Below are 20,806 nucleotides of genomic sequence, written 5' to 3' on the forward strand. Positions count from 1 at the left end.
TGTTAAGAAGTTTACATTCTCTATAAACTCTTTCATATCTCCTTCAACACCACTACTATCTACTTTACTTGTAAACTTATAATTACTAAACTCTTTTAATACTATTGAGATTGAGCTTATGTTTTTGTTTAAACCAACTAACATCTCATTTATAACATCTTTTAGTGCATTTAATGATTCATTTGATGTTGAAGCTGTAATTTGTTTATTTAAATGCCCCTCTTTAATTTTTGTTGCAACTTGAGTTACATCTAAAATTAGTGCTTTATCTTCTTCAATATTATTTTTTGTTTTTTCTATATTCTTATTGATTAGTTTTGACATATTTGATATCTCATCATTTTTGCTATCATCCAATAATTCAACATTTTTTGTCTCATTGTTTAGATATTTAAAAAAGCCAATTAATCCCTCTTGAAATCTATTTATAGATTTTGTAATAGATTTTGCTATAAAGTAAAAAGAAACCATCAATACTACAATAATAAGTAGTGTTAAAATAATTAAGAATGTATTTAAAAATGATTCTGCTTTTACAATATGAGTAGAAATGTTTTTTTCCATATTATTTAAACTATTTTCAGTTTGGTAAATAGTTTTTCTTAGATTTTCTAAAAGTCCACTTTTTTCATTTAGTCCTTTAACTTTTTCTTTTTCAACTAATTGTAAAAAGGCAGTTTTATATTGATTTAAATAAGTTTTAATTTCTTGATTAATTGACATTGTTGTAAGTAAATCAATCTTTTTTTCAAATCTAGTGCTATACTTTTCATCAAGTCTTAACATAAAGTCTTTTTCTTCTTTTCTTAGCTCATATACTAAAGCTAATAATTCAAAATTGCCAGCATTTTTTGCAAACTCTTGTACATTATGTACACTTTTTCTTAAGTTTCCGTATAATCCATCTGTATGAGTTAAACCTATTTGCTTTTGTGTATTTGCAATTTGTGTGAAAATATCATAGTATTTATTTGATATTTCTAAAAACTCATTTGTATATTCAGTGCTAATATCTACTTCTTTTAATATATCTTTTAAAGAGTTTGCGCTGTTTTGTAAACTTTTGAAATTATTTTGGAAATCATTTAGATATTTTTCATCTTTTCTTGCTAGAAAATCTTTTTCATTTTTCCTTAATAGTGTTTGTACTGTTTTTAGTATTTCAACAGATTTTTGGGCTTTAACTAATTCTCTCATTTGATTTTGACTATAGTTATTCAAAATAAAAAGAGCAATTAATCCTAAAAGTACACTTGTGCTTAGTAGAACAAGTTTTTGTTTGATTGACATTTGTAATCCTTTTTGATGTAGTATCATTTTTCTAATTTAATTGTAACAAGAAAATATAATAAAAAAGTAATAGTCTAATTAATATTTTCTTATGAAAATAATATAAAATAGATTCAAATAAATATTTAATATATAACTTTTTAATTTTGATATTATACATAAAAATAATAAAAAAATGACAATTTGAAAAGTGTTAAAAGTTTTTTTTAATAAATTATATAATATATTTTGTTTTAAAGGTTTTTTATGAAAAAAGAGTTATTAGAACAATTGAAAAACTATACAATTCTTTGTGTAGAGGATGAAGAGGGTATTCGTAAACGTTTGGTAAATACTTTAAAGTATTATTTTGATGAAGTTTATTCAGCTTCAAATGCTGATGAGGGCTATGAATTGTATTATGAATATAAGCCATCAATAGTTTTAAGTGATATTGAGATGCCAAAGAAGAATGGAATCGCCCTTATTGAAAACATAAGAAAAAAAGATTTTAACACTATTATAATAATGGTTACAGCATATAGTAATGAAGAGTATTTATTGGATTTGATAAATTTAAATGTAAATCAATATATCTTAAAACCTGTTAATTCAGAGTCACTTTTAAGTGGTATATTAAAAGCACTTGCTTCAAAACTTACTTTAAAAATACAATTAAATGATAATTTGTGTTTTTATATGGAATCAAGGGAGTTATACTTTAAAGATGAATTGATTAGCTTAAGAAAAAGAGATAAAGAATTTATTATATTGTTGTATGAAAATAGAAATAGAATTTTAACATATGATTATATTGAAGAGTATTTATGGAAAGATAAAAGTATGAGTATGAGTGCATTGAAAACATTCATAAAAGAGTTTAGACAAAGGGTTCCTGAAGATATTTTGATAAATATCCCACAAGAAGGTTATAAATTAAAAAGTACATAAATTACACATAAGTCACAAAAAACTCACTTTTTACTCACTAGGGTAAGTTAAGATTCCTTAATAAAATCAAAAGGAGTCTTAAATGTTCAAGAAAAGTTTATTGATTGTATCTCTTGCAAGTGCACTATTTGCAGGTGATATGAAAATGGATTTAAACGCAAAATATTCTGAAAGTAACTTTCATACACAAGGTGCTAAGAAATTTGCAACATTAGTTAAAGAGTATACTAATGGAAGTATAAATATTACAGTACATTCAGGTAGTGCGCTTATAAAAGGAAATCCTTTAAAAGCAGTAAAAGATGGAACTGTAGCTATGACTGATATGTTTATACCTTTTACATCAGGTGGAGGTAAGGTATTTGGAATTTCAGCACTTCCTTTTATAGCAAACTCATATGAAGATGCTTACAAGCTTTATCAATTATCAAAAAAATCTTATGAAAAAACTGCAAGAAAATGGAATCAAAAATTACTTTATTCAGTAACTTGGCCAGCAAGTGGTTTTTATTCTAAAAATGAGATTAATTCAATTGATGATTTTAAAGGTGTAAAAACTAGAACTTATGATAAAAACTCTGCATCTTTTGTAAATCTTGCAGGCGGAAACGCTGTTGCTTTACCTTGGGGAGAGGTTTATTCATCACTTAGAACTGGAATGGTTGATTCTGTTGTAACTTCTTCAAGTTCAGGTAAAGATGGTAAGTTTTGGGAAGTATTAGGTAATTATACAAAAATAAATTATGCATATCCTTTACAAGCAGTTACTATAAATTTAGATTATTGGAATGCTTTAGATAAAAATCAACAAAAAGCGATGTTAAAAGCAGCAAAAGAGATTGAAAAAGCCCAATGGGAAGCTGTGAAAATTGAAGATGAGACTTCTTTAGAGTTATTAAGAAAAAATGGTATGAAAGTAAAAGAAGCTAGTCCTGAACTTAAAAAAGAGCTTGATGAAATTGCTTTAAAACTTTTAACTGAATACCTTGATGATGCAAATAAAGATATTAAAAAAATCTTTAAAGAATATAGAAAGTAGTTGCGTATGAACTCTTTATGTAATTTAGTAGATAAGCTCTCAAAAGGGGGAGCTTATTTATCGGGATTTTTATTGATAATATTAGTATCACTAATTTTATTGGAGATTTTTCTAAGATCATTTTTTGATATTTCAACAATGATTGCAGATGAATATAGTGGATATCTCTATTTAGCTTCTATTTTTTTAGGACTTGCTTATACTTTTAGTAGTGATAGTCATATTAGAATTAATATAATTACTTCAAAGCTTTCTAAAAAAGCAAATAAAAAAGTAGATGTTTTTGCAGCAATTATTGCACTTGGTGTACTATTTTTTGCATTTTATAGAACTGTATTACTTGCATATGACTCATATGAGTTTGAAATGCTTTCAGAAAATGTATCAGAAACACCAATTTATTTAACTCAACTTGCAATGCCTATTGGAATTGCGCTATTTATTTTAGCAGTTATAGTTTTTATTTTCAAAGGATTTACACATGATAGCTGATCCACTTATATTATCAATTGTTTTAATAGTAATAATGTTTATATTTTTATTATCATCTATTTGGATTGGTATTTCATTGATGTTAACAGGAATAATTGGAATGCTTTTATTTGATCATAACCTTCCTCCTGTAATAAGTGTATATGATAAAATAGGAGATTTACTTGCATCTTCACTTTATGATGCTTTAAACTCTTGGTCACTTGCAGCACTTCCAATGTTTATTTTAATGGGTGAGATTTTATATAAATCTTCAATCTCAACAAGATTATTAAATGGATTAAAGCCATGGCTTACTCATATACCTGGTAAACTTTTACATGTAAATGTTGCAGCTTGTTCTCTTTTTGCAGCAGTGTCTGGTTCTAGTGCTGCTACTACTGCTACTGTTGGTAAAATTACTCTTGATGAACTTCAAAGTAGGGGATATTCAAAATCCTTAGCTATGGGTTCACTTGCAGGTTCTGGTACTCTTGGATATTTAATTCCTCCATCACTTATAATGATTATATATGGAGTTTTATCTGATGTATCTATTGGTAAACTTTTTGTTGCTGGTTTAATACCTGGATTATTACTTGCTACTTTATACTCTTTTTATATTATGTATAAAGCAACAACAGATAAAGAAAATGTTATGCCAGCTGATGATGAAACATATACTTTTAAAGATAAACTATATTCATTAAAAGATTTAGCGCCTATATTTTCACTTATTGGATTAGTTTTAGGTTCAATTTATGGTGGTTTTGCAACTCCAACAGAAGCAGCAGCTTTAGGTATTTTGGGTTCATTGATTTTAGCTACTTATTTTAAAGCTTTATCTTTAGAAATATTAAAAAATGCACTTTTAAATAGTGTAAAAACTTCAGTTATGATTGGATTTATTATTGCAGGTGCAGTTTTCTTATCTCAAGTTATTGGGTTTTTAGGAATTGCAAGAGCAATGAGTGAGTTTATTACAGGTCTTGGATTAAGTCCTTTAATGCTTATTTTATTAATAGGTATTATGTATATTATTTTAGGAATGATTTTAGAAGCAATTTCTATTGTTGTAATGACTTTACCAATTGTATTACCTATTGTTATTTTAGCTGGATATGATCCTTTATGGTTTGGTATTTTCTTGGTATTTATGGTAGAAATGGCACAAATAACTCCACCTGTTGGATTTTCACTATTTGTAATTCAAGGTATAAGTAATGAAAAGATTGAAACGATTTTAAAAGCAACTTTTCCATTTTTTATAATAATGATTATAACAGTTGCACTAATTACATTTTTCCCAGAATTGGTATTTTTCTTACCAAATAAAATGATTGGTTAGATATAATAAAGTATCACAATTTATAGGATAAGGTTATGAATATTAGATTAAACTGCGATATGGGAGAGAGTTTTGGTATCTGGAAGATGGGATATGATGAGCAAATTATGCCATACATTGATATGGCAAATCTTGCTTGTGGTTTCCATGCTAGTGATGCTTTAACTATGAATAAATCTGTTGCATTGGCAAAAAAATACAATGTAACACTTGGTGCACATCCTGCATATCAAGACTTAGTTGGTTTTGGTAGAAGAAGTATGAGATGTTCACTTGAAGAGATAAAGTCTATAATTTTATATCAATTAGGTGCATTAAATGCATTTTGTAAAGCTCATGGAACAGGTATTTCATATGTAAAACCTCATGGTGCTTTATATAATGATATGATGAAAGATGAAAATATATTCAAAGCAATATTAAGTGCAATTTCATCTTTTGATAAAAATATAAAACTTATGATTTTATCAAGCCCTAAAAATGAAAGTTATAAACATACTGCAATGTTTTATGGAATAAATCTATTATATGAAGTATTTGCAGATAGAAATTATAACGATGATGGAACTCTTGTATCAAGAATGAGAGATGATGCGGTGATTCACGATGAGTTAGAAGTTGCTCAACGAATCTCAACACTTAAAGAAAAAGGCTATATAACAAGTGTAAACAGTAATAGACTATTTTTAGAAGTAGATAGTTTATGTGTACATGGAGATAATGAAAAGGCCTTAGACTTTATTAAACTATTAAGAAAAGCATTGATTTAAAATGAAAATAAAAGTAGCCTCAGTTGATTCATTAATTATCTATTTTGGAGATAAGATTGATAAAGATATAGCAAAAAAGGTAAAAAATGCTTATCTTTGTGTAAAAAAATTAAATCTTGATGGAATTATTGAAATAGTTCCATCATATACTTCAATTTTAATTACATATGATATTTTTACATATGATTATGAAACTATAAAAACAAAACTTGAAGAGTTGATTAATCTTGATGAAACTCAAGAAGATAACTCTAAACTAATTACTATTGATGTTTATTATGGAGTTGAAGTTGGATTAGATTTGCAAAGTATGAGTAAAAAAACAGCTTTAAGTATAGAAGAAATTATAAAAATTCATTCAGACAGAACATATGATGTATATGCAATAGGATTCTTACCAGGTTTTGGATACTTAGCAAGTGTAGATGAGCGTATTGCTCTTCCTAGATTAAGTACTCCAAGAAAGAGTATTCCAAAAGGAAGTGTTGCAATTGCAAATACACAAACAGCTGTTTATCCACAAGCTAGTCCTGGAGGCTGGAATATTGTAGGAAGAACTGCTTTTGAATTTTTTGATAAAAGTTTAGAGACTTTATCTCCTATTAGTGTAGGAGATAGGGTGAAATTTAATCCCATTTCAAAAGAGCAGTTTTTAAAACAAGGAGGGATTTTATGAGTTTAGAGATTATTAATACTCCAATTTTTGCAACTATTCAAGATAAAGGAAGATTTTCATATACACACATAGGTGTAACACATGCAGGTGTTATGGATGAGTATGCTTACTATATTGCAAATATGCTTTTAGGTAATAAAAAAGATGAAAATATTATAGAAATAGCTTTTTCAAATGTTGAGTTTAAAGCAAATACAAATACACAAATAGCAGTAACAGGAGCTTTTTGTGAGGTTTTTATAAACAATGAACTTAAAAAGAGTTGGCAAACACATAATCTAAAAGTTGGAGATATTTTTAAAATTGGAAAATTTTTAGAAGGTTCAAAAGTATATCTTGCTGTAAAAGATGGCTTTAAAATAAAAAAAGAGTTTGGAAGTTATTCAACTACAATAAAAGAAAATCTTGGTGGCTTAAATGCAAATAGATTGCAAAAGGGTGATATTTTAAAAATAAACTCCCATACTTTACATCATACTTCAAGATTAAAAGATATTTTTCATCCAAAGTATGAAGATACACTTTTACTAAGAGTTGTTTTATCTTATCAAGATGAATATTTTTCTGATAAGGAAAAACAGAAGTTTTTCTCAAGTGAGTTTACCGTATCAAATGAGTTTAATAGAATGGCTTGCAAACTAAAAGGTGATGCAATAAAGTGTGATATTGATGGTATCGTATCTGAGGGAATAAGCTTTGGAGCAATACAAATTCCAAGTGATGGACAACCTATTATACTTTTAAAAGATAGGCAAACAATTGGTGGTTATCCTAAAATTGGTAGTGTTTTAAGTATAGATTGCTTTAAATTAGCGCAAGCAAAACCAAATACAAAAATAAGATTTAAACAAATATCTATTGAAAAAGCACAAAAGAAGTTAAAAGAGTTTTATAACTCTTTTAACTAAGTTTTAAAAGCTTTTTTATTAATAGGTATTTATAAAAGAGTTTTCTATTAGTTCTGAAAAGCTTTCATTTTTTGAATATGTATTTATTTCATAGGTAAATTTTGGTTTGATTAAGATGCCTGATTTGCTTTTAAGTGTAGTGTCTTCAATTAGGTTTTTTATATTATTAATTACATGTGAACACTCTTTTAAATCTTCATTATCAAAAAATATAATAAATTGGTTATTTATAAATCTAGCAATACTATAATTTAATCTCTCTTCTTTTATTTTTTTAGTAATATATTTTACTAAAAATATTTGTAAATTATCAAATATTAGTTGACCATAATTTTCATAAATATAATCAGCATTTTCTACTTTTATTAAAGCCATTGCTCCATCTTTTTTAAAATTATATTCACTATTTAAAAATCTATTATAAATCCATTTTTTATTAAAAGCTTGTGTTACTTCATCTTTAAATACTTTATTTGTTACAGTATCAAGCTCTTTTTTCAAATCTTGCATCTCATGATAGATTTTTTGTAAAGAACTTTCATCTTTATTTTCAATTGCAAGTTTTGCATCTTTTGTTGCAAGTGTAACTTTATCTAAACTCTCTAATGTTTTTTTTGCATAATCATTTATATCTGCATACTCTTTTGCAATAAAAGAGTCTAAGTTTTTGTGAAACTCTTTATCTTCTAAGTCTATTTCTAAGGTTTTTGCGTGTTTATCAAAGCACTGAAAATATGTTGAGGGTAAAATAATTTCATTTTGTAAAAGTTCATTTACAGTCGCATCAGTTACTTTTTTAAGAATTCTTTTCATTAAGTTCTCCAACTATTGTTTCTATTGGTTTTGGCTTACTAATATAATAGCCTTGCGCATATTCAATTCCTAAAGAACGAATATATCGTAATATTTTCAAATCACTTACAAACTCTGCAACAACTTCAAAGTTTTGTTGTTTACAAAATAAAACTATACTTTTTACAAGATTTAAATAGATTTCTTGATCAATTTTTTTAATAAGTGAGCCATCTATTTTTATATAATCAACATCAATATTTAAAATATATTCATAATTTGAAAAGCCTGTTCCAAAATCATCAATAGCTATTTTTACACCATATTTTTTAACTTCTTTTATAAACTCATTTACAATAGAATAGTTTGAGATTTTATCACTTTCTAATATCTCTAAAGTTAGATATTCTCCAACATTGTTATTTTTGATTTTTTCTATTAATAAATCTTTTATTTTTGGATTTAATATATCATGAAAGTCAAGATTTATACTTATATTTATTTTGTATTTATTGATATATGAAACAACTTTCTCAATTAGTATTGCCATTAAATTATTATATAATCTATATTTTTTAGATTTTTGAATAAAAACATAAGGCATTATCATATTGTTGTCTTTATCAAATACTCTCATTAAAGCTTCGTATTTTACTATCTCTTCTGTTTGAGCGTTTGCTATTGGCTGAAAATATGGTTCTACTAACTTTTCTTGAATATTATATTTAAGTATTTCAAGTAAATTTTCATTTGAATTCTCTTCTTCATAAAATTTACTATCAAAATAGATAAAATGAACAAAATTTAACTTTGCATTGTGTAAAGCTTTTTCTGCATATATTTTTACTTTTTTATCAGCACTTTTAGAACAACCTATTGTTACATCAATATTAATAAAAGATTTTTTATCTAAAAGTTTAAATTTGTGTGAGATTATTGTATAAAAGATTGCATCTTTTATTTTTTCTATATCTTCTTGTGATATATCTTTGTATATAGTAAGTCCAAAAACATCAACATGTGTATTTACAAAATCAATGAAAATAGAATCTTTTACTATACTTTTTATTTTATTTTTAATAGTATGTTTAAGTAACTCTTCTAGCTGTTTTATTATGTAATCGCCATTGTCAAAATTGTAAACAGCATTAATATCTTTCATATATAAAATATCTATTAAAAAAAGTGTTTTTATTTTATCTTTATTTTTATATCTTAAAAACTTTTTTATTATAGACATTCATACCCTTTTTTTACTTTATAAATTGATTATATATTATTAAATCTTAAGATACCTAGAATAACGAATGTAAAAATATTATTTAATTGAAAAAAAAGTTATTTATTTTGTAAAATCTTCACTATATGTTATTTAAAACTTATTTAGATAAAATCCATTAAATTTATATAAGGGTTTGTATTGGAAGATTTGATAAGAGATTGGGGATATATTGCATTATTTGCTTATTCCTTTGGTGGTGGATTTGTAGGTCTTGTAGTTGCAGGAGTGTTATCTTATGCAGGTGACTTAAATATTTATATCTCAATTTTAGTTGCTGGTGTATCTAACTTTTTAGGTGATCAATTTTTATTTACACTTGCAAGAAAAAATAAAATGTATGCAAAAGATATGATGAAAAAGTATGGAAGAAAAGTGGCTTTAGCCCATTTGATGATGAGAAGATATGGCTCTTTTGTAGTCTTTTTCCAAAAATATATTTATGGAATAAAAACATTAATTCCATTGGCTATGGGAATTACAAAATATTCAAGTAAAAAGTTTATCTTTTTTAATATTTTAGCAACAGCACTTTGGGCTGTAATTGTTGGTTATGCAAGTTATACAGCAGGTTCTTATATTTTAAATAGTAGTGAAGACTTTAAATATATAGGCTTAGGAATAGTTGTTGTAGTATTTTTATTACTTTCTTTTATTTTTAGAAGAGTATGATAGATTTTTTATTTTTAGCACTTACTTTGGGTGTAAGTGCTGGTTTTGCTCCAGGTCCTCTTACAAACTTTGTAATACAACAAACTTTAAAACATGATTTGAATTCAGGTATTAAAGTGGCTTTTTCTCCTGTAATAGTAGATATTCCAATAGTTATATTATCTATTCTTTTAGCAAGTTATATTAGTGATTCAAAGATGTTTTTAATGTTTGTTTCTTTAGTTGGAAGTGCTTATTTATTCTATTTAGCTTATGAAAATTTTAAGGTTGAACAAATTGTGCTCGATAAAAATATGCCAAATAAGTCTTTTAGACAAGGTTTAGTTATTGGTGCTTTAAGTCCAAATCCTTATCTTTTTTGGATTGCTATTGGAACACCTATTTTACTGCAAATACTAAATGAGTTCTCTTTAAGTGTAGTGTTTGCTTTTTTAGCAACTTTTTACTTTTCATTGGTTGGTTCAAAAGTTTTTATTGCATATATGGCAGCAAAGAGTAAAAAGTTTTTAAAAGGGAAGGTTTATTTTTTTATAATGAAATTTTTGGCCTTATTATTAGCAGCATTTGCTGTGAAATTAATTTTTGATGCAATAGGATATATAAATTGAATGAATTAATAAAAACTATAAAAGAAAAAACAAATTTAAAACAAGAGTACATAGAAAATATATTAAATCTTTTTGAGCAAGGATGTACTATTCCTTTTATTGCTAGATATAGAAAAGATTTAACAGGAAATGCAAGTGATGAAACTTTAAGAGATTTCAATGATATTTATGAATATAGTAAAAAAGTTGTAGAAAAAAAAGATGATATAAAACAAAAACTTATTCAAAAAGAGCTTTTAACTTCAAAACTTGAAGCATCAATTAATGAGGCAACAACATTAGTTGCATTAGATGATATTTACTCTATTTTTAAAACAGCAAAAAGTTCAAGAACACAAAAGGCTATTGATAATAATTTAGAGGGTTTAGCAAATATTATCTCTTGTGTAAAATATACAAAAGAAGAAGTTGAAAAAAAAGCAAAGAATTTTTTAAATGAAAATATAAAAGATACTAAAGAAGCAATTTTAGGTGCAAAAGATATTATTGCTCAAAGATATGCTGATGATATACGCTCAAAACAAGTAGTAAGAACACTTTTAGAAAATCATGCACTTTTACAAACAAAACCAACAAAAGATTATCAAGAAGATGGAGTTTATAAAAACTATAAAGAGTTTTCTCAAAAAGCCAAATATATTCCCTCTCACAGATTTTTAGCAATAAATAGAGCTGTCAATGAAAAACAATTATCAATAAAAGTAGAAATTGATGAAGAAAGAATTATAGAGAATATACAAAAATTTAAGATTCCAAAAGATGCAAATAGTTCAAGTATTTATCTACTTGAGGGATTAGTTGATGGTTTAAAAAGATTGTTACTTCCTAGTTTAAAAAGAGAACTTATTACAAATATAAAAGAAAAAGCAAGCAATGAAGCAATAAATCTTTTTGGAAAAAATTTACATCAACTTTTAATTACTCCACCTGTTGTAAATAGAGTTATACTTGGAGTTGACCCTGGATATAAAACAGGTTGTAAATTAGCTGTTATTGATGAAAATGCCAACTATTTAGACTCAAATGTAATATATCCTACAAAACCAAAAGAAGATTATAAAAATTCTAGTAAGATTGTTTTTGATTTAATTAAAAAGTATAAAATCAATGCCATAGCAATTGGTAATGGAACTGCCTCAAATGAAACAGCAAGTTTTTTCTCAAAGTTTATAAAAGAGAATAATTTAGATTTAAAATTTGCAGTTGTAAGTGAGATTGGTGCATCTGTTTATTCTGCTTCAAAGATTGCAACTATTGAGTATCCTAATTTAGATGTTACAACAAGAGGTGCTATTTCAATTGCTAGTAGATTAAGAGATCCTTTATCAGCACTCGTAAAAATTGATGCAAAATCACTTGGAGTAGGGCAATATCAACATGATGTAAATCAAACTAAACTTGAGAAAAAGTTAAATGAAGTTACTGAAGATTTGGTAAATAAAGTAGGAGTTGATATAAACTCTGCTTCTTATAAGTTATTGTCATTTGTATCAGGTATTTCTGAAAAATTAGCTTTAAATATTGTTTTATATAGAGATAAAAACAAAAACTTCAAAACAAAAAGTGACTTATTAAAAGTAAGTGGAATTGGAGCAAAGGTTTATGAACAAGCAGTTGGATTTTTAAGAATAAAAGATGGTTTATCAATTTTAGATAATACTGCAATTCATCCTGAAAATTATGAGTTAGCAAATCAACTTTTAAAATATGAAGATTTAAATAATATAAATAAAGAAGAAGTTTGTAATAAATTTGAGATTTCAAAAACTGTTTGTGAAGATGTAATAAGTGAACTTTTAAAACCAGGCTTTGATATTAGAGAAGAGTTACCTCAAACTGTATTTAGAGATGATGAGCTTAGTTTAGAGTCTTTAAAACTTGATGATGAACTTTGTGGGGTGGTGAGAAATCTAACTGATTTTGGAGCTTTTGTTGATGTTGGATTGAAAAATGATGCAATGATACATATTTCTAAAATGAGTGAAAAAAGAGTAAATCATCCAATGGAAGTTTTATCAATAAATCAATTTTTACCAAGACTTAAAGTTATTGATATTGATATGAAAAGACAAAAAGTAGCTTTAAGTATGATGATAAATAACTAAGAGAGAAAACTCTCTTAGTTATTCATGCCTCTTCCTTGACCTTGGTTCATCCCTTGGCCTTTCATCCCTTGACCTTGATTCATGCCTTGGCCTTTGTTCATGCCTTTATTATTCATTCTCGTTGACATTTTATTTAGTTGATAATCTTGTAACTCTTCTTTTGTTATTTTTTTATCACCATTTTTATCAATGTCTTCAAAACTTGGAGCATTTTGTGCGTTTCTCATAGGCATATTTTGATTAGCTTTTTGAGTCATTCTTTCAGCTCTTACATCATAAAACTCTTTTGAAGTTATTTCTCCATCAGTATTTTGATCATACGAGTTAAAAGGAATTGGCCCTTTATTTGGAAAATTTTGGGCAACAAGTAGCGTACATGTAGCTATAGATAATATAGCAATTTTAAAAGTTTTCATCGCTTTTCCTTTTTTTAATCTTACTGAAATTATAACATTGAAATTTTAATGAATATTTAATATTTAAGTCATATATAAGTAAATAGGAGTTTTAAATAGGTCATTTGCATATAGTTTATCTCTATACTTTATATTAAAAAAAGAAAAAGTACTACTAATAATTGTAGTATTAATTGAGTCTTCAAATAGCTTATCTTCGAGCTTTCTCATCCCTTTAAAGTATAAATAACAAACTAAAGTTGCATTTTTCAAATCTTGTTTTAAAAAATCTTTTTTATAAAAATGAAGATTTTCTAATCTTAATAGTTTTTTTAGAAAAATAGAGATTAACCATGGGAAAAATGATAATTCATAGCCAATTATTTTTCTATTTGGAAGATTTGAAGCTAAAAAAATTGCTAAACTTCCAAAGCCAGAACCCAAATCAATAATAGTTTTATTTTCTGTTTTCTTTACATACTCTAAGATTATTTTATGTGAAGCTTTTGAACTTGGCATGGGAGAAATACCAATTTTTAGTGAAGATATGACAATAGCACAAACAATTATAAGTAAAAAAATTAGTAAATAAAACTCAAACATAAGTTTATTTTACATTGAGCAAACTTAAAAGTTCACTCTTTAAAGTTCAGTACTTACTTCATGACCAGCAAGTGCTGCACCTACTGCTCCAGCTAATTGTGGGTGTTTTGATGCAATTACTTCTTTATCTAATTTTAAAGCTACTAAATGTAGTAAAAAAGGATTTAATGCTCCTCCTCCTGAAAATATAATCTTATTGCTTTTTATTGCAAATTTTCTTGCCATTGAAGCAAGTCTTGATGCAATTGATTCATGAACTGCATAACAAATATTTGAAGCACTCTCTTTTTTTGCGATAAGTGAGATTACTTCTGATTCTGCAAAAACTGCACACATACTTGAAATAGTTAATTGCTTTGTTGCTTTAAATCCTATTTTTGAAAACTCTTCTAGTTCTAAACCCATTCTATTTGAAGCAATTTCTAAAAATTTTCCAGTTCCTGCTGCGCATTTGTCATTCATCTTAAAATCAATAAAACCACCAGTTAAATCAAGTTTTATTACTTTACTATCTTGTCCACCTAAGTCAATAACCATATCTGCATCATTTTGAAAATAGTGTGCTGCTTTCGCGTGTGCTTTTATTTCACTAATTATTGGGCAATTAAAAAGTTCTTGAACCATATGTCTTCCATATCCTGTGGATACTAACATTTCAACATTTTTATCTTTAAGATATTCTTGAACTATTTCATCTTGATTTACAATGGTTGGTATGGTTTTTGTATCTATTATATTTTTTTGTTCATCAAGTCCACATATTTTTGTATATGTGGACCCTATATCTACTCCCCAGTACATTTAGTTTTGTTTCTTTTTAAAAGCAGCAGCTTCTTTTTTAAAATTAATACTTTCTAAAAATGCTTCAACTCTTGTTTTTATTTGCCCTGCATCTTCTGGTGAATAATCAGATTCAATTACTAAACAAGGAATTCCTTCTTTTTCAAGTGCTTGTGTAACTAAATGAGCTTCAACATTATATGTATGACAAAATGATAAAGTATAATAAATTACTCCATTTGCTTGTCTATCTTTATACATTTGTAAGATTTTGTCAATTCTTGGTGCATTTGGTGTAAAACATGCACAATCAACTGCACTATATTTATCAAGTAGCTTTTGCATTAATTCATCTTCGTTATTTACATCATCTAAATTAACATTATCTTTATAATATCTATGTCCAATACATGATTCTTCATTTATAATTGCTCCTCCACTTGTTTCAACTGCTGTGTGAAGTTTCCAGTTTGGTGGAGCAAAAGGAGTTCCTAATACCATAAGTCTTGGTGTGTCTTCTTCAAATACACTAATTTTTTCTTCAACTCTTTTTTCTAATTCATCGCAAAGTTCATTTACTTTTTTAGTAAATCTAACAGGATCATCTAAAAATCCCATTTGAGTAACAAATAAACCATCTTTTCCACTTATTGGAATTACATCTTTATTCATACTTCTTAATCTATCTAATCTTTGTAAAGCTTCTCTTTTTTCATTTACTATCTTAGTTCCTTTTTTCATCTGTTCTAATGATAGTTTTTCTCCTGTTATACTTTCGATGTGTTCTTTAAACTCAAAAAGTTCTTCTTTCCATAATTTTAAATCTTTTTCTCTTTTCATATGTGGAATATTCATAACTTTTACAGGGTGATGTTTATTTAAAATTTCCCAAGTTTTTTTCTTTGCTTCACATGTTGTTTCTCCATAAATAAAATCAGAAGATTGAGTATAAGCACATGTTTTTTGAAGTTTAAATCCATGGGCAGATTTAATTAATGGACAAATATTTCTAGGAAGTTCAGTCTCTGCATCAGCAATTGTTGCAGGACTTCCTCCACATAAACCAAAACATGCTCCTCCTGAACCCACAATAATCTCTTCAGGAACAAAAATACAAAATGCTCCAATTGCAGGTTTTTTATTTTTTCTTAATTCATTTATTTCTGCTATTCTTTGACCTTGCATTTCACTCATAAACCAATCAAAATATTTCATAGCTTCTGGTCTGTTTTTTTGTGTCATAAATTGTGCCTTGTATGATTCAAGACCCATTTCCATCATTTTTGCATGTCTATCAACATCTACACCAATATCTTTTAATAGGCTTCTGTGTTCTTGTACACCCATAATAATTACCTTTTATATGTTTGCTGTTATAAATAGAATTTTTTACATGTAGAATAAAGCTAAGTAGTTTTGTAGTGCTTAATCATGTATGTCTATACCATAGACCTAATATACAGCTTTGCTTAAAATTATAATATAATTTACTTAATAAAGTATTAAAAAAGCTTATAAAAAAGCAATATTTGGATTGATTATTTTTTATTTCTTTGCTAGTATTTTGCCAAAGGATAAAGATGAATTATAAAAACAAACAATTATGCAAAATAAGGACAATAACAACATTTTTAACTTTAGATAAAGATAAAAATAATTGGGAAAAAAAGATAGAAAAAGCTTGTTGTTTTTGTAATAACTTAAGTAAAAGATTTAATAAAATTGATTATGAAGTTCAATCAATAAGAGTTGTTACAAATGCATTTGAAGAGTATTTAAATATAAATAGTATAGAAGAAGCAAAAAAAGATTTAGCCTTTATCTCTTCACTTTTAAATAAATATTCAAATGAAAATTTAAGAATAAGATTTGCAATTGGTGAAGCAAAAACAAAAGAACAAATTGAGATGTTACCTGAGTTAATAGCTTCATATGGTGATTTGTGCAATGCTTGTGTAAATATAAAAAAAGATGAATTTGATATTTTAGATAATAATACTATTTTACACTGTGCAAAAGCTGTTAAAAAGATTTCACAAATAACACCAAGAGGTGAGGGTAATTTTAATTTTACAGTAAATTTTAACTGTAAGCCATTTATTCCTTATTTTCCAGCTTCATACCATGAAAGTTTTTTAGAAGATTCATATGTTATAGGTCTTGAAACACCAGATTTATTAGTAAATGTTTTAAGTAAATGCAATGAATCAAATAGTAAAAAAACACATCAAGAAAAGTTTAAAGAGTATTATGAAGTTTTAAATACAGCATTACAGTATCATGTTGATAATATAAATGAAGTAATAAATAGTTTTGATAATAGTGATTTTAAATTTGTAGGAATTGATAGTTCAGCAGCACCATCTAAAAACTGCTCTTCAATGGCAAGTGTTTATGAGTTATTAGGTGTTGAGTTTTTTGGTGCAGCAGGAAGTGTAGAGGCTTCTTCTTTACTTACAAAGGTTTTTAAAAGTATAAAAAATGTGCCATTAGTAGGATTTTCAGGATTAATGCTTGCTGTTATTGAAGATTTAGGTTTAGCAGCTGGAACTAAAAGAAAAGATTATGATATTAGAACACTACTTACAAATAGTGCTGTATGTGGAATAGGACTTGATACTGTACCAATTGAAGGAGATACTTCTATTGAAAAAATTGCTTTAATTATGCAAGATACAGGAACTATGGCTTTTAGATTAAATAAACCATTGACTGTAAGACTTTTTCCTTATCCTAATTTAAAACAAGGTGATATTACAGCTTATGAAAGCGATGATTTATGTAATTGTGCAGTATTAAAAGTGCCATAGAACTAAGAAAATTCTTAGTTCTCTTGTAAATAAAACTTATGTTCTTTATTGTTTTTACAAATTACAAATTGATCATTTAGTTTTTTTACTACTTTTAATTCCCCTTGACATTTAGGACAAGAGCCTTTAAGTTTTGTTATATATAAATCTCCTGCATTTGAACACTCTATATTGTGTTTACCAATATATAAAATTCTATTTTTTATCAAAATTAGAGTAAAGCTTAATAAAACTAAAGGAATTATTCCTAAAACTAAAGGTGTATTGCTTTTTGTTTCATAATACAAAGCTACAAAATATATTAAAAAAGCTGCAAGAATTAAAACAACTCTTGTGATTTTTAGTTGCTTTCCAAAGATTTTTATAGGTTTTTCAATCTCTCTTATTAGTTTAACTTTTTCATTTTTTTTCATATGTCTCACTTTTTTATTTTCCTAATGATACAAAATTAGTTTTTAACTATTTATTATCTCCACACATACTACACAAAAATTTGATAAAATATATAAATTTTATATGGAGTTTTGTATGCAAAATAAAAAGATTGTATTTATTGCAATAATTAGTATAGTGGTCGTATTTATAGCAGGAGCGTATATTTACAAACAAAATGAGTCTGCAAGTTATAATGCTATGCTTGAACAAAAAGCTAGTAATTTACAAAAAGAGCACTCAATTGTTTTAGGAAAAAAAGAAGCAAAAGTTCAACTTGTAGAGTTCTTTGATCCAGCTTGTGGTACTTGTGCCCAGTTTCACCCTTATGTAAAAAAGATAATGAAAGAAAATGAAGATGATATAAAACTAGTTTTAAGATATGCACCTTTTCATGAAAACTCAGATTTTGCAGTAAGAGTTTTAGAAGCTTCTAGAAAACAAGATAAGTTTATGGATACTTTAGAGTTTATGTTTGCAACTCAAAAGTATTGGATAGAACATCATGTTGTAAATCCTAAGATGTTATGGAGAATTTTACCAAAAGCTGGTCTTGATATGGAAAAACTTTCTGCTGATATTGAAAAAGACTCACAAAAAGTTACAGATATAATAAATCAAGATTTAAGTGATGCAAAAGAATTAGGAGCAACAAAAACTCCATCTTATTTTGTAAATGGAAAACCACTTGAGACTTTTGGTCTTGACAATCTAATGAATTTAATAAAATCAGAGTTATAAAAGAGAATTATTTTTCTCTTTTATATAATTTATTTTTTATTTTTAAAATTAAAGTTGTCATTACAATTAACAAAAGTATTATCCATACATATCTAGTATCAAATGCCAATAAAAACTCAATAATCTCATTTAGAAAAAATCCCCATAGTGTTATAGCAATAGTAGTTGATATAAATACAATTGCCATGATTGTATAGTGCTTTAAACCTATTAAGTAGCCAATAATAGCACCAACAATTGGTCCTGTCATCCAAAAAGGAATAAAAACAAAAACAAAAAGTCCTATTTTACCGTATTTTTCAAATTTATCTTGATGTTGTTTTTTCTTTTCTTGAACTTGAAAGAAGAACTCTTCTAAGGGTTTTATTTTTAGTATTCCTTTAAGGCTAAATATAAAAAGAGGGTATAAACTAGTAACTAAAATAATTTCAGTTACTATATTCACTCCTATAACAGTAATATGAGGTAATTGCGAAGCATAACCTAAAGATAGTGAGGGAACACGACCTACAAAAAGATTTGATACAACTAAACTAGTGATTTTATTTGCTAGTTTTGTATCATAAAAATATGTAATTAATATAGAAATAATAAGTATTGTAGTTAAAAAAAGACTAAAGATAAAAATATTTCCTTCTTTACCTTTAAAAATAATATTATTAATTTTTCTCATTTTTCCTCTTTTAAAAACATATTTTATCATAAGAAAGAAAAATATTTCATTTTGAAAGAAAATCATACTTAATATTTTGATTTTAGTATAATAAAACAAAGGAGATTATATGAAAGTTTGTGGAATTGAACTTAAAGCTAATAATGCAATATTAAGTGTAGTTGAAAACAATGAGTTTAAAAATTTAAAACTAAAAAAGATTACTTTAGAAGATGATGAAAAACAAGAGTGTGTAAAAGAGTTCTTTTTAAAAATTGAAGAGTTTTTAAAAGATAATTGTATTGAAAAAATAGTTCTAAAAAAAAGAGCAAAAAAAGGAAATTTTGCAGGTGGAGCTGTTACTTTTAAGATGGAGGGAGTTATTCAATTAAATAGCATTTGTAGTACACACTTGGTCTCTGCACAAACATTAAGTGCATTTGAAAAGAAAAATGAAATTACTTTTCCCAGTGAACTTAAAAAATATCAAGAACAAAGTTATTTATGTGCATTAAATGCTTAAGGTTTATTTTTACTTTTTATATGTTCACAAATAGTATATCCATGATTTAAGGCAAGGGCAATTGAGCCACCAACATTACTTTTTGCAATATCACCTGCTAAGTATATTCCCTCTTGGTTATTTCTTAGGTTTTCATCAACAATTGGACAATTGTTTTCATCAAGTAATACTGAGCATCTTTTTAAAAAGTCTGTGGGACTAGAACCACCTAAAGCATAAACTATTCTATCAAATAGTTCAGTTTTTCCATTTGAAAAATATACTTCAAATTGTCCATTATTATCTTCAAGTTTTGTTATATCTAAACTTAGTCTTAAATCAATAAGTTTTTTTTCTACATAATCAAACAAATAGTGTAAGTTTGTAGGATTTACCCTTGAAAAACTCTCTTTTCTGTATGCTAAAGTAACACTATTTTGTTTTGCCATATAATATGCAAACTCAACAGCACTATCTCCACCTCCTACAATTAAAAGTTTTTCATTTTGTGTACATTGACTAATATTGAAATTTGCTTTTTGTTTTAGTGTTGGTGGAATTTTATATGTTGGTTTATTTGGTTTTCCCATTGTTCCTATGCTTATAACAATATTTTTTGCATAGTAAGATTTTTCTTTTACTGTAGTAATTTTAAAAATATTTTTATCTTCTTTTTCTACACTAAAAACTTCTTCATTAAAGTAAGCCTCTATATCTTTATTTTTTACTAATGTATCAAATAGGTTTAATGTACTCTCTTTTGTTCCATCAGTAAAATGAATATTTCCTCTTAATTCTACTTTAATGCCTTTCCAGTCTTTATCAACTCTTTTATTATCTTTAAAATATTTTCTTATAGTATCTGAATGATTTTGGCTTTTTTCAAAAACAACTACATCTTTAAAACCTAATAAAACAGCTTCAACACTACTTGCTATTCCACCAGGTCCTGCACCAATTATTGCAATATCGTATATCTTATCCATGTTTTAGCCTTATTAAT

22 protein-coding genes and 1 pseudogene are annotated in these 20,806 nt (G+C 26.4%); 13 read left to right on the forward strand and 10 right to left on the reverse strand.

Annotated features, from left to right (window positions below):
- Positions 1 to 1,290 (reverse strand): annotated as a pseudogene (locus ACTCCZ_RS10130) (hypothetical protein); the annotation flags it as partial.
- Between the two features lie 246 nt (positions 1,291 to 1,536).
- Here ACTCCZ_RS10130 and ACTCCZ_RS10135 point away from each other — a divergent pair.
- From ACTCCZ_RS10135 to ACTCCZ_RS10165, 7 genes are all read left to right on the forward strand, one after another.
- Positions 1,537 to 2,220: a response regulator transcription factor gene (locus ACTCCZ_RS10135; RefSeq protein WP_079577144.1), complete on the forward strand. Its 684-nt coding sequence runs from the start codon at positions 1,537 to 1,539 to the stop codon at positions 2,218 to 2,220.
- Positions 2,221 to 2,302: 82 nt separating this feature from the next.
- Entirely contained in the window at positions 2,303 to 3,259 is a 957-nt protein-coding gene (locus ACTCCZ_RS10140; protein ID WP_079577145.1) for a TRAP transporter substrate-binding protein, read from the forward strand.
- 72 nt (positions 3,260 to 3,331) lie between these two features.
- Positions 3,332 to 3,751, forward strand: coding sequence for a TRAP transporter small permease subunit (locus ACTCCZ_RS10145; protein ID WP_228145273.1), 420 nt, complete (start codon positions 3,332 to 3,334; stop codon positions 3,749 to 3,751).
- Positions 3,741 to 5,078, forward strand: coding sequence for a TRAP transporter large permease (locus tag ACTCCZ_RS10150; protein ID WP_079577147.1), 1,338 nt, complete (start codon positions 3,741 to 3,743; stop codon positions 5,076 to 5,078). The genes ACTCCZ_RS10145 and ACTCCZ_RS10150 overlap by 11 nt, the downstream gene beginning before the upstream one ends.
- Before the next feature lie 35 nt (positions 5,079 to 5,113).
- Complete coding sequence (locus tag ACTCCZ_RS10155; protein ID WP_079577148.1) at positions 5,114 to 5,848, forward strand: 5-oxoprolinase subunit PxpA; 735 nt, start codon at positions 5,114 to 5,116, stop codon at positions 5,846 to 5,848.
- A 1-nt stretch (position 5,849) separates the two neighbouring features.
- Positions 5,850 to 6,524 carry a 5-oxoprolinase subunit PxpB gene (pxpB, locus tag ACTCCZ_RS10160; RefSeq protein WP_079577149.1) on the forward strand — a complete coding sequence of 225 codons (675 nt, stop codon included), beginning with the start codon at positions 5,850 to 5,852 and terminating at the stop codon, positions 6,522 to 6,524.
- A complete protein-coding gene (locus tag ACTCCZ_RS10165) occupies positions 6,521 to 7,432 on the forward strand; it encodes a 5-oxoprolinase subunit C family protein (protein WP_079577150.1) in 912 nt (303 codons plus the stop codon). Before pxpB ends, ACTCCZ_RS10165 begins: the two co-directional genes overlap by 4 nt.
- 18 nt (positions 7,433 to 7,450) lie before the next feature.
- On the opposite strand, the gene ACTCCZ_RS10170 is transcribed toward ACTCCZ_RS10165, so the two are convergent.
- Together ACTCCZ_RS10170 and ACTCCZ_RS10175 are read right to left on the reverse strand one after the other, a co-directional pair.
- Positions 7,451 to 8,245: a nucleotidyl cyclase domain-containing protein gene (locus ACTCCZ_RS10170; protein ID WP_079577151.1), complete on the reverse strand. Its 795-nt coding sequence runs from the start codon at positions 8,243 to 8,245 to the stop codon at positions 7,451 to 7,453.
- A complete protein-coding gene (locus ACTCCZ_RS10175) occupies positions 8,229 to 9,464 on the reverse strand; it encodes a bifunctional diguanylate cyclase/phosphodiesterase (protein WP_079577152.1) in 1,236 nt (411 codons plus the stop codon). The genes ACTCCZ_RS10170 and ACTCCZ_RS10175 overlap by 17 nt, the downstream gene beginning before the upstream one ends.
- Before the next feature lie 180 nt (positions 9,465 to 9,644).
- Between ACTCCZ_RS10175 and ACTCCZ_RS10180 the strand changes: the two genes are divergently transcribed.
- The 3 genes from ACTCCZ_RS10180 to ACTCCZ_RS10190 are packed head-to-tail and all read left to right on the forward strand — an operon-like array spanning position 9,645 to position 12,888.
- Positions 9,645 to 10,175 (forward strand): DedA family protein, encoded by a 531-nt coding sequence (locus ACTCCZ_RS10180; RefSeq protein WP_079577153.1) that lies wholly within the window; start codon positions 9,645 to 9,647, stop codon positions 10,173 to 10,175.
- Complete coding sequence (locus ACTCCZ_RS10185; RefSeq protein ID WP_079577154.1) at positions 10,172 to 10,783, forward strand: LysE family translocator; 612 nt, start codon at positions 10,172 to 10,174, stop codon at positions 10,781 to 10,783. The genes ACTCCZ_RS10180 and ACTCCZ_RS10185 overlap by 4 nt, the downstream gene beginning before the upstream one ends.
- Positions 10,780 to 12,888, forward strand: a complete 2,109-nt coding sequence (locus ACTCCZ_RS10190; RefSeq protein WP_079577155.1) for a helix-hairpin-helix domain-containing protein — start codon at positions 10,780 to 10,782, stop codon at positions 12,886 to 12,888. The genes ACTCCZ_RS10185 and ACTCCZ_RS10190 overlap by 4 nt, the downstream gene beginning before the upstream one ends.
- Positions 12,889 to 12,902: 14 nt before the next feature.
- Here the strand turns inward: ACTCCZ_RS10190 and ACTCCZ_RS10195 are convergent, their stop codons facing one another.
- The 4 genes from ACTCCZ_RS10195 to ACTCCZ_RS10210 all read right to left on the reverse strand — a co-directional run bounded on the left by ACTCCZ_RS10195 (position 12,903) and on the right by ACTCCZ_RS10210 (position 16,013).
- Positions 12,903 to 13,304: an EF-hand domain-containing protein gene (locus ACTCCZ_RS10195; RefSeq protein WP_119184348.1), complete on the reverse strand. Its 402-nt coding sequence runs from the start codon at positions 13,302 to 13,304 to the stop codon at positions 12,903 to 12,905.
- 63 nt (positions 13,305 to 13,367) lie between these two features.
- Positions 13,368 to 13,886, reverse strand: coding sequence for a methyltransferase (locus ACTCCZ_RS10200; RefSeq protein WP_079577156.1), 519 nt, complete (start codon positions 13,884 to 13,886; stop codon positions 13,368 to 13,370).
- Between the two features lie 39 nt (positions 13,887 to 13,925).
- Complete coding sequence (locus ACTCCZ_RS10205) at positions 13,926 to 14,687, reverse strand: acyl-CoA dehydratase activase (RefSeq protein ID WP_079577157.1); 762 nt, start codon at positions 14,685 to 14,687, stop codon at positions 13,926 to 13,928.
- On the reverse strand, positions 14,688 to 16,013 hold the full coding sequence (locus ACTCCZ_RS10210; protein ID WP_079577158.1) for a double-cubane-cluster-containing anaerobic reductase: 1,326 nt from the start codon (positions 16,011 to 16,013) through the stop codon (positions 14,688 to 14,690). It abuts the gene before it with no gap.
- A 233-nt stretch (positions 16,014 to 16,246) separates the two neighbouring features.
- Between ACTCCZ_RS10210 and ACTCCZ_RS10215 the strand changes: the two genes are divergently transcribed.
- A complete protein-coding gene (locus ACTCCZ_RS10215) occupies positions 16,247 to 17,476 on the forward strand; it encodes a DUF711 family protein (protein WP_079577159.1) in 1,230 nt (409 codons plus the stop codon).
- A 14-nt stretch (positions 17,477 to 17,490) separates the two neighbouring features.
- Here ACTCCZ_RS10215 and ACTCCZ_RS10220 read toward each other — a convergent pair whose 3' ends face one another.
- Positions 17,491 to 17,889: a hypothetical protein gene (locus ACTCCZ_RS10220; protein ID WP_079577160.1), complete on the reverse strand. Its 399-nt coding sequence runs from the start codon at positions 17,887 to 17,889 to the stop codon at positions 17,491 to 17,493.
- Between the two features lie 115 nt (positions 17,890 to 18,004).
- Between ACTCCZ_RS10220 and ACTCCZ_RS10225 the strand changes: the two genes are divergently transcribed.
- Positions 18,005 to 18,649: a DsbA family protein gene (locus tag ACTCCZ_RS10225; RefSeq protein WP_159445707.1), complete on the forward strand. Its 645-nt coding sequence runs from the start codon at positions 18,005 to 18,007 to the stop codon at positions 18,647 to 18,649.
- A 7-nt stretch (positions 18,650 to 18,656) separates the two neighbouring features.
- Here the strand turns inward: ACTCCZ_RS10225 and ACTCCZ_RS10230 are convergent, their stop codons facing one another.
- Complete coding sequence (locus ACTCCZ_RS10230; RefSeq protein WP_159445708.1) at positions 18,657 to 19,322, reverse strand: small multi-drug export protein; 666 nt, start codon at positions 19,320 to 19,322, stop codon at positions 18,657 to 18,659.
- Positions 19,323 to 19,431: 109 nt separating this feature from the next.
- On the opposite strand from ACTCCZ_RS10230, the gene ACTCCZ_RS10235 reads away from it, so the two are divergent.
- Positions 19,432 to 19,824, forward strand: a complete 393-nt coding sequence (locus tag ACTCCZ_RS10235) for a DUF3010 family protein (RefSeq protein ID WP_079577163.1) — start codon at positions 19,432 to 19,434, stop codon at positions 19,822 to 19,824.
- Here ACTCCZ_RS10235 and ACTCCZ_RS10240 read toward each other — a convergent pair.
- The gene (locus tag ACTCCZ_RS10240) at positions 19,821 to 20,789 is read right to left on the reverse strand and encodes an NAD(P)-binding domain-containing protein (protein WP_079577164.1); all 969 of its coding nucleotides are present in this window, start codon (positions 20,787 to 20,789) and stop codon (positions 19,821 to 19,823) included. The genes ACTCCZ_RS10235 and ACTCCZ_RS10240 overlap by 4 nt on opposite strands.
- Positions 20,790 to 20,806 lie beyond the last annotated feature (17 nt).

It is taken from the genome of Malaciobacter sp. (assembly GCF_055140965.1).

Excerpts from the sequence above, each read along its gene's own strand:
- ACTCCZ_RS10235 (WP_079577163.1), top strand. The coding sequence starts at position 19,432 with ATGAAAGTTTGTGGAATTGAACTTAAAGCTAATAATGCAATATTAAGT.
- ACTCCZ_RS10185 (WP_079577154.1), top strand. The coding sequence starts at position 10,172 with ATGATAGATTTTTTATTTTTAGCACTTACTTTGGGTGTAAGTGCTGGT.
- ACTCCZ_RS10225 (WP_159445707.1), top strand. The coding sequence starts at position 18,005 with ATGCAAAATAAAAAGATTGTATTTATTGCAATAATTAGTATAGTGGTC.
- ACTCCZ_RS10230 (WP_159445708.1), bottom strand. The coding sequence starts at position 19,322 with ATGAGAAAAATTAATAATATTATTTTTAAAGGTAAAGAAGGAAATATT.
- ACTCCZ_RS10200 (WP_079577156.1), bottom strand. The coding sequence starts at position 13,886 with ATGTTTGAGTTTTATTTACTAATTTTTTTACTTATAATTGTTTGTGCT.
- ACTCCZ_RS10165 (WP_079577150.1), top strand. The coding sequence starts at position 6,521 with ATGAGTTTAGAGATTATTAATACTCCAATTTTTGCAACTATTCAAGAT.
- ACTCCZ_RS10240 (WP_079577164.1), bottom strand. The coding sequence starts at position 20,789 with ATGGATAAGATATACGATATTGCAATAATTGGTGCAGGACCTGGTGGA.
- ACTCCZ_RS10195 (WP_119184348.1), bottom strand. The coding sequence starts at position 13,304 with ATGAAAACTTTTAAAATTGCTATATTATCTATAGCTACATGTACGCTA.
- ACTCCZ_RS10150 (WP_079577147.1), top strand. The coding sequence starts at position 3,741 with ATGATAGCTGATCCACTTATATTATCAATTGTTTTAATAGTAATAATG.
- ACTCCZ_RS10170 (WP_079577151.1), bottom strand. The coding sequence starts at position 8,245 with ATGAAAAGAATTCTTAAAAAAGTAACTGATGCGACTGTAAATGAACTT.
- pxpB (WP_079577149.1), top strand. The coding sequence starts at position 5,850 with ATGAAAATAAAAGTAGCCTCAGTTGATTCATTAATTATCTATTTTGGA.
- ACTCCZ_RS10155 (WP_079577148.1), top strand. The coding sequence starts at position 5,114 with ATGAATATTAGATTAAACTGCGATATGGGAGAGAGTTTTGGTATCTGG.
- ACTCCZ_RS10135 (WP_079577144.1), top strand. The coding sequence starts at position 1,537 with ATGAAAAAAGAGTTATTAGAACAATTGAAAAACTATACAATTCTTTGT.
- ACTCCZ_RS10210 (WP_079577158.1), bottom strand. The coding sequence starts at position 16,013 with ATGGGTGTACAAGAACACAGAAGCCTATTAAAAGATATTGGTGTAGAT.
- ACTCCZ_RS10140 (WP_079577145.1), top strand. The coding sequence starts at position 2,303 with ATGTTCAAGAAAAGTTTATTGATTGTATCTCTTGCAAGTGCACTATTT.
- ACTCCZ_RS10220 (WP_079577160.1), bottom strand. The coding sequence starts at position 17,889 with ATGAAAAAAAATGAAAAAGTTAAACTAATAAGAGAGATTGAAAAACCT.
- ACTCCZ_RS10175 (WP_079577152.1), bottom strand. The coding sequence starts at position 9,464 with ATGTCTATAATAAAAAAGTTTTTAAGATATAAAAATAAAGATAAAATA.
- ACTCCZ_RS10205 (WP_079577157.1), bottom strand. The coding sequence starts at position 14,687 with ATGTACTGGGGAGTAGATATAGGGTCCACATATACAAAAATATGTGGA.
- ACTCCZ_RS10215 (WP_079577159.1), top strand. The coding sequence starts at position 16,247 with ATGAATTATAAAAACAAACAATTATGCAAAATAAGGACAATAACAACA.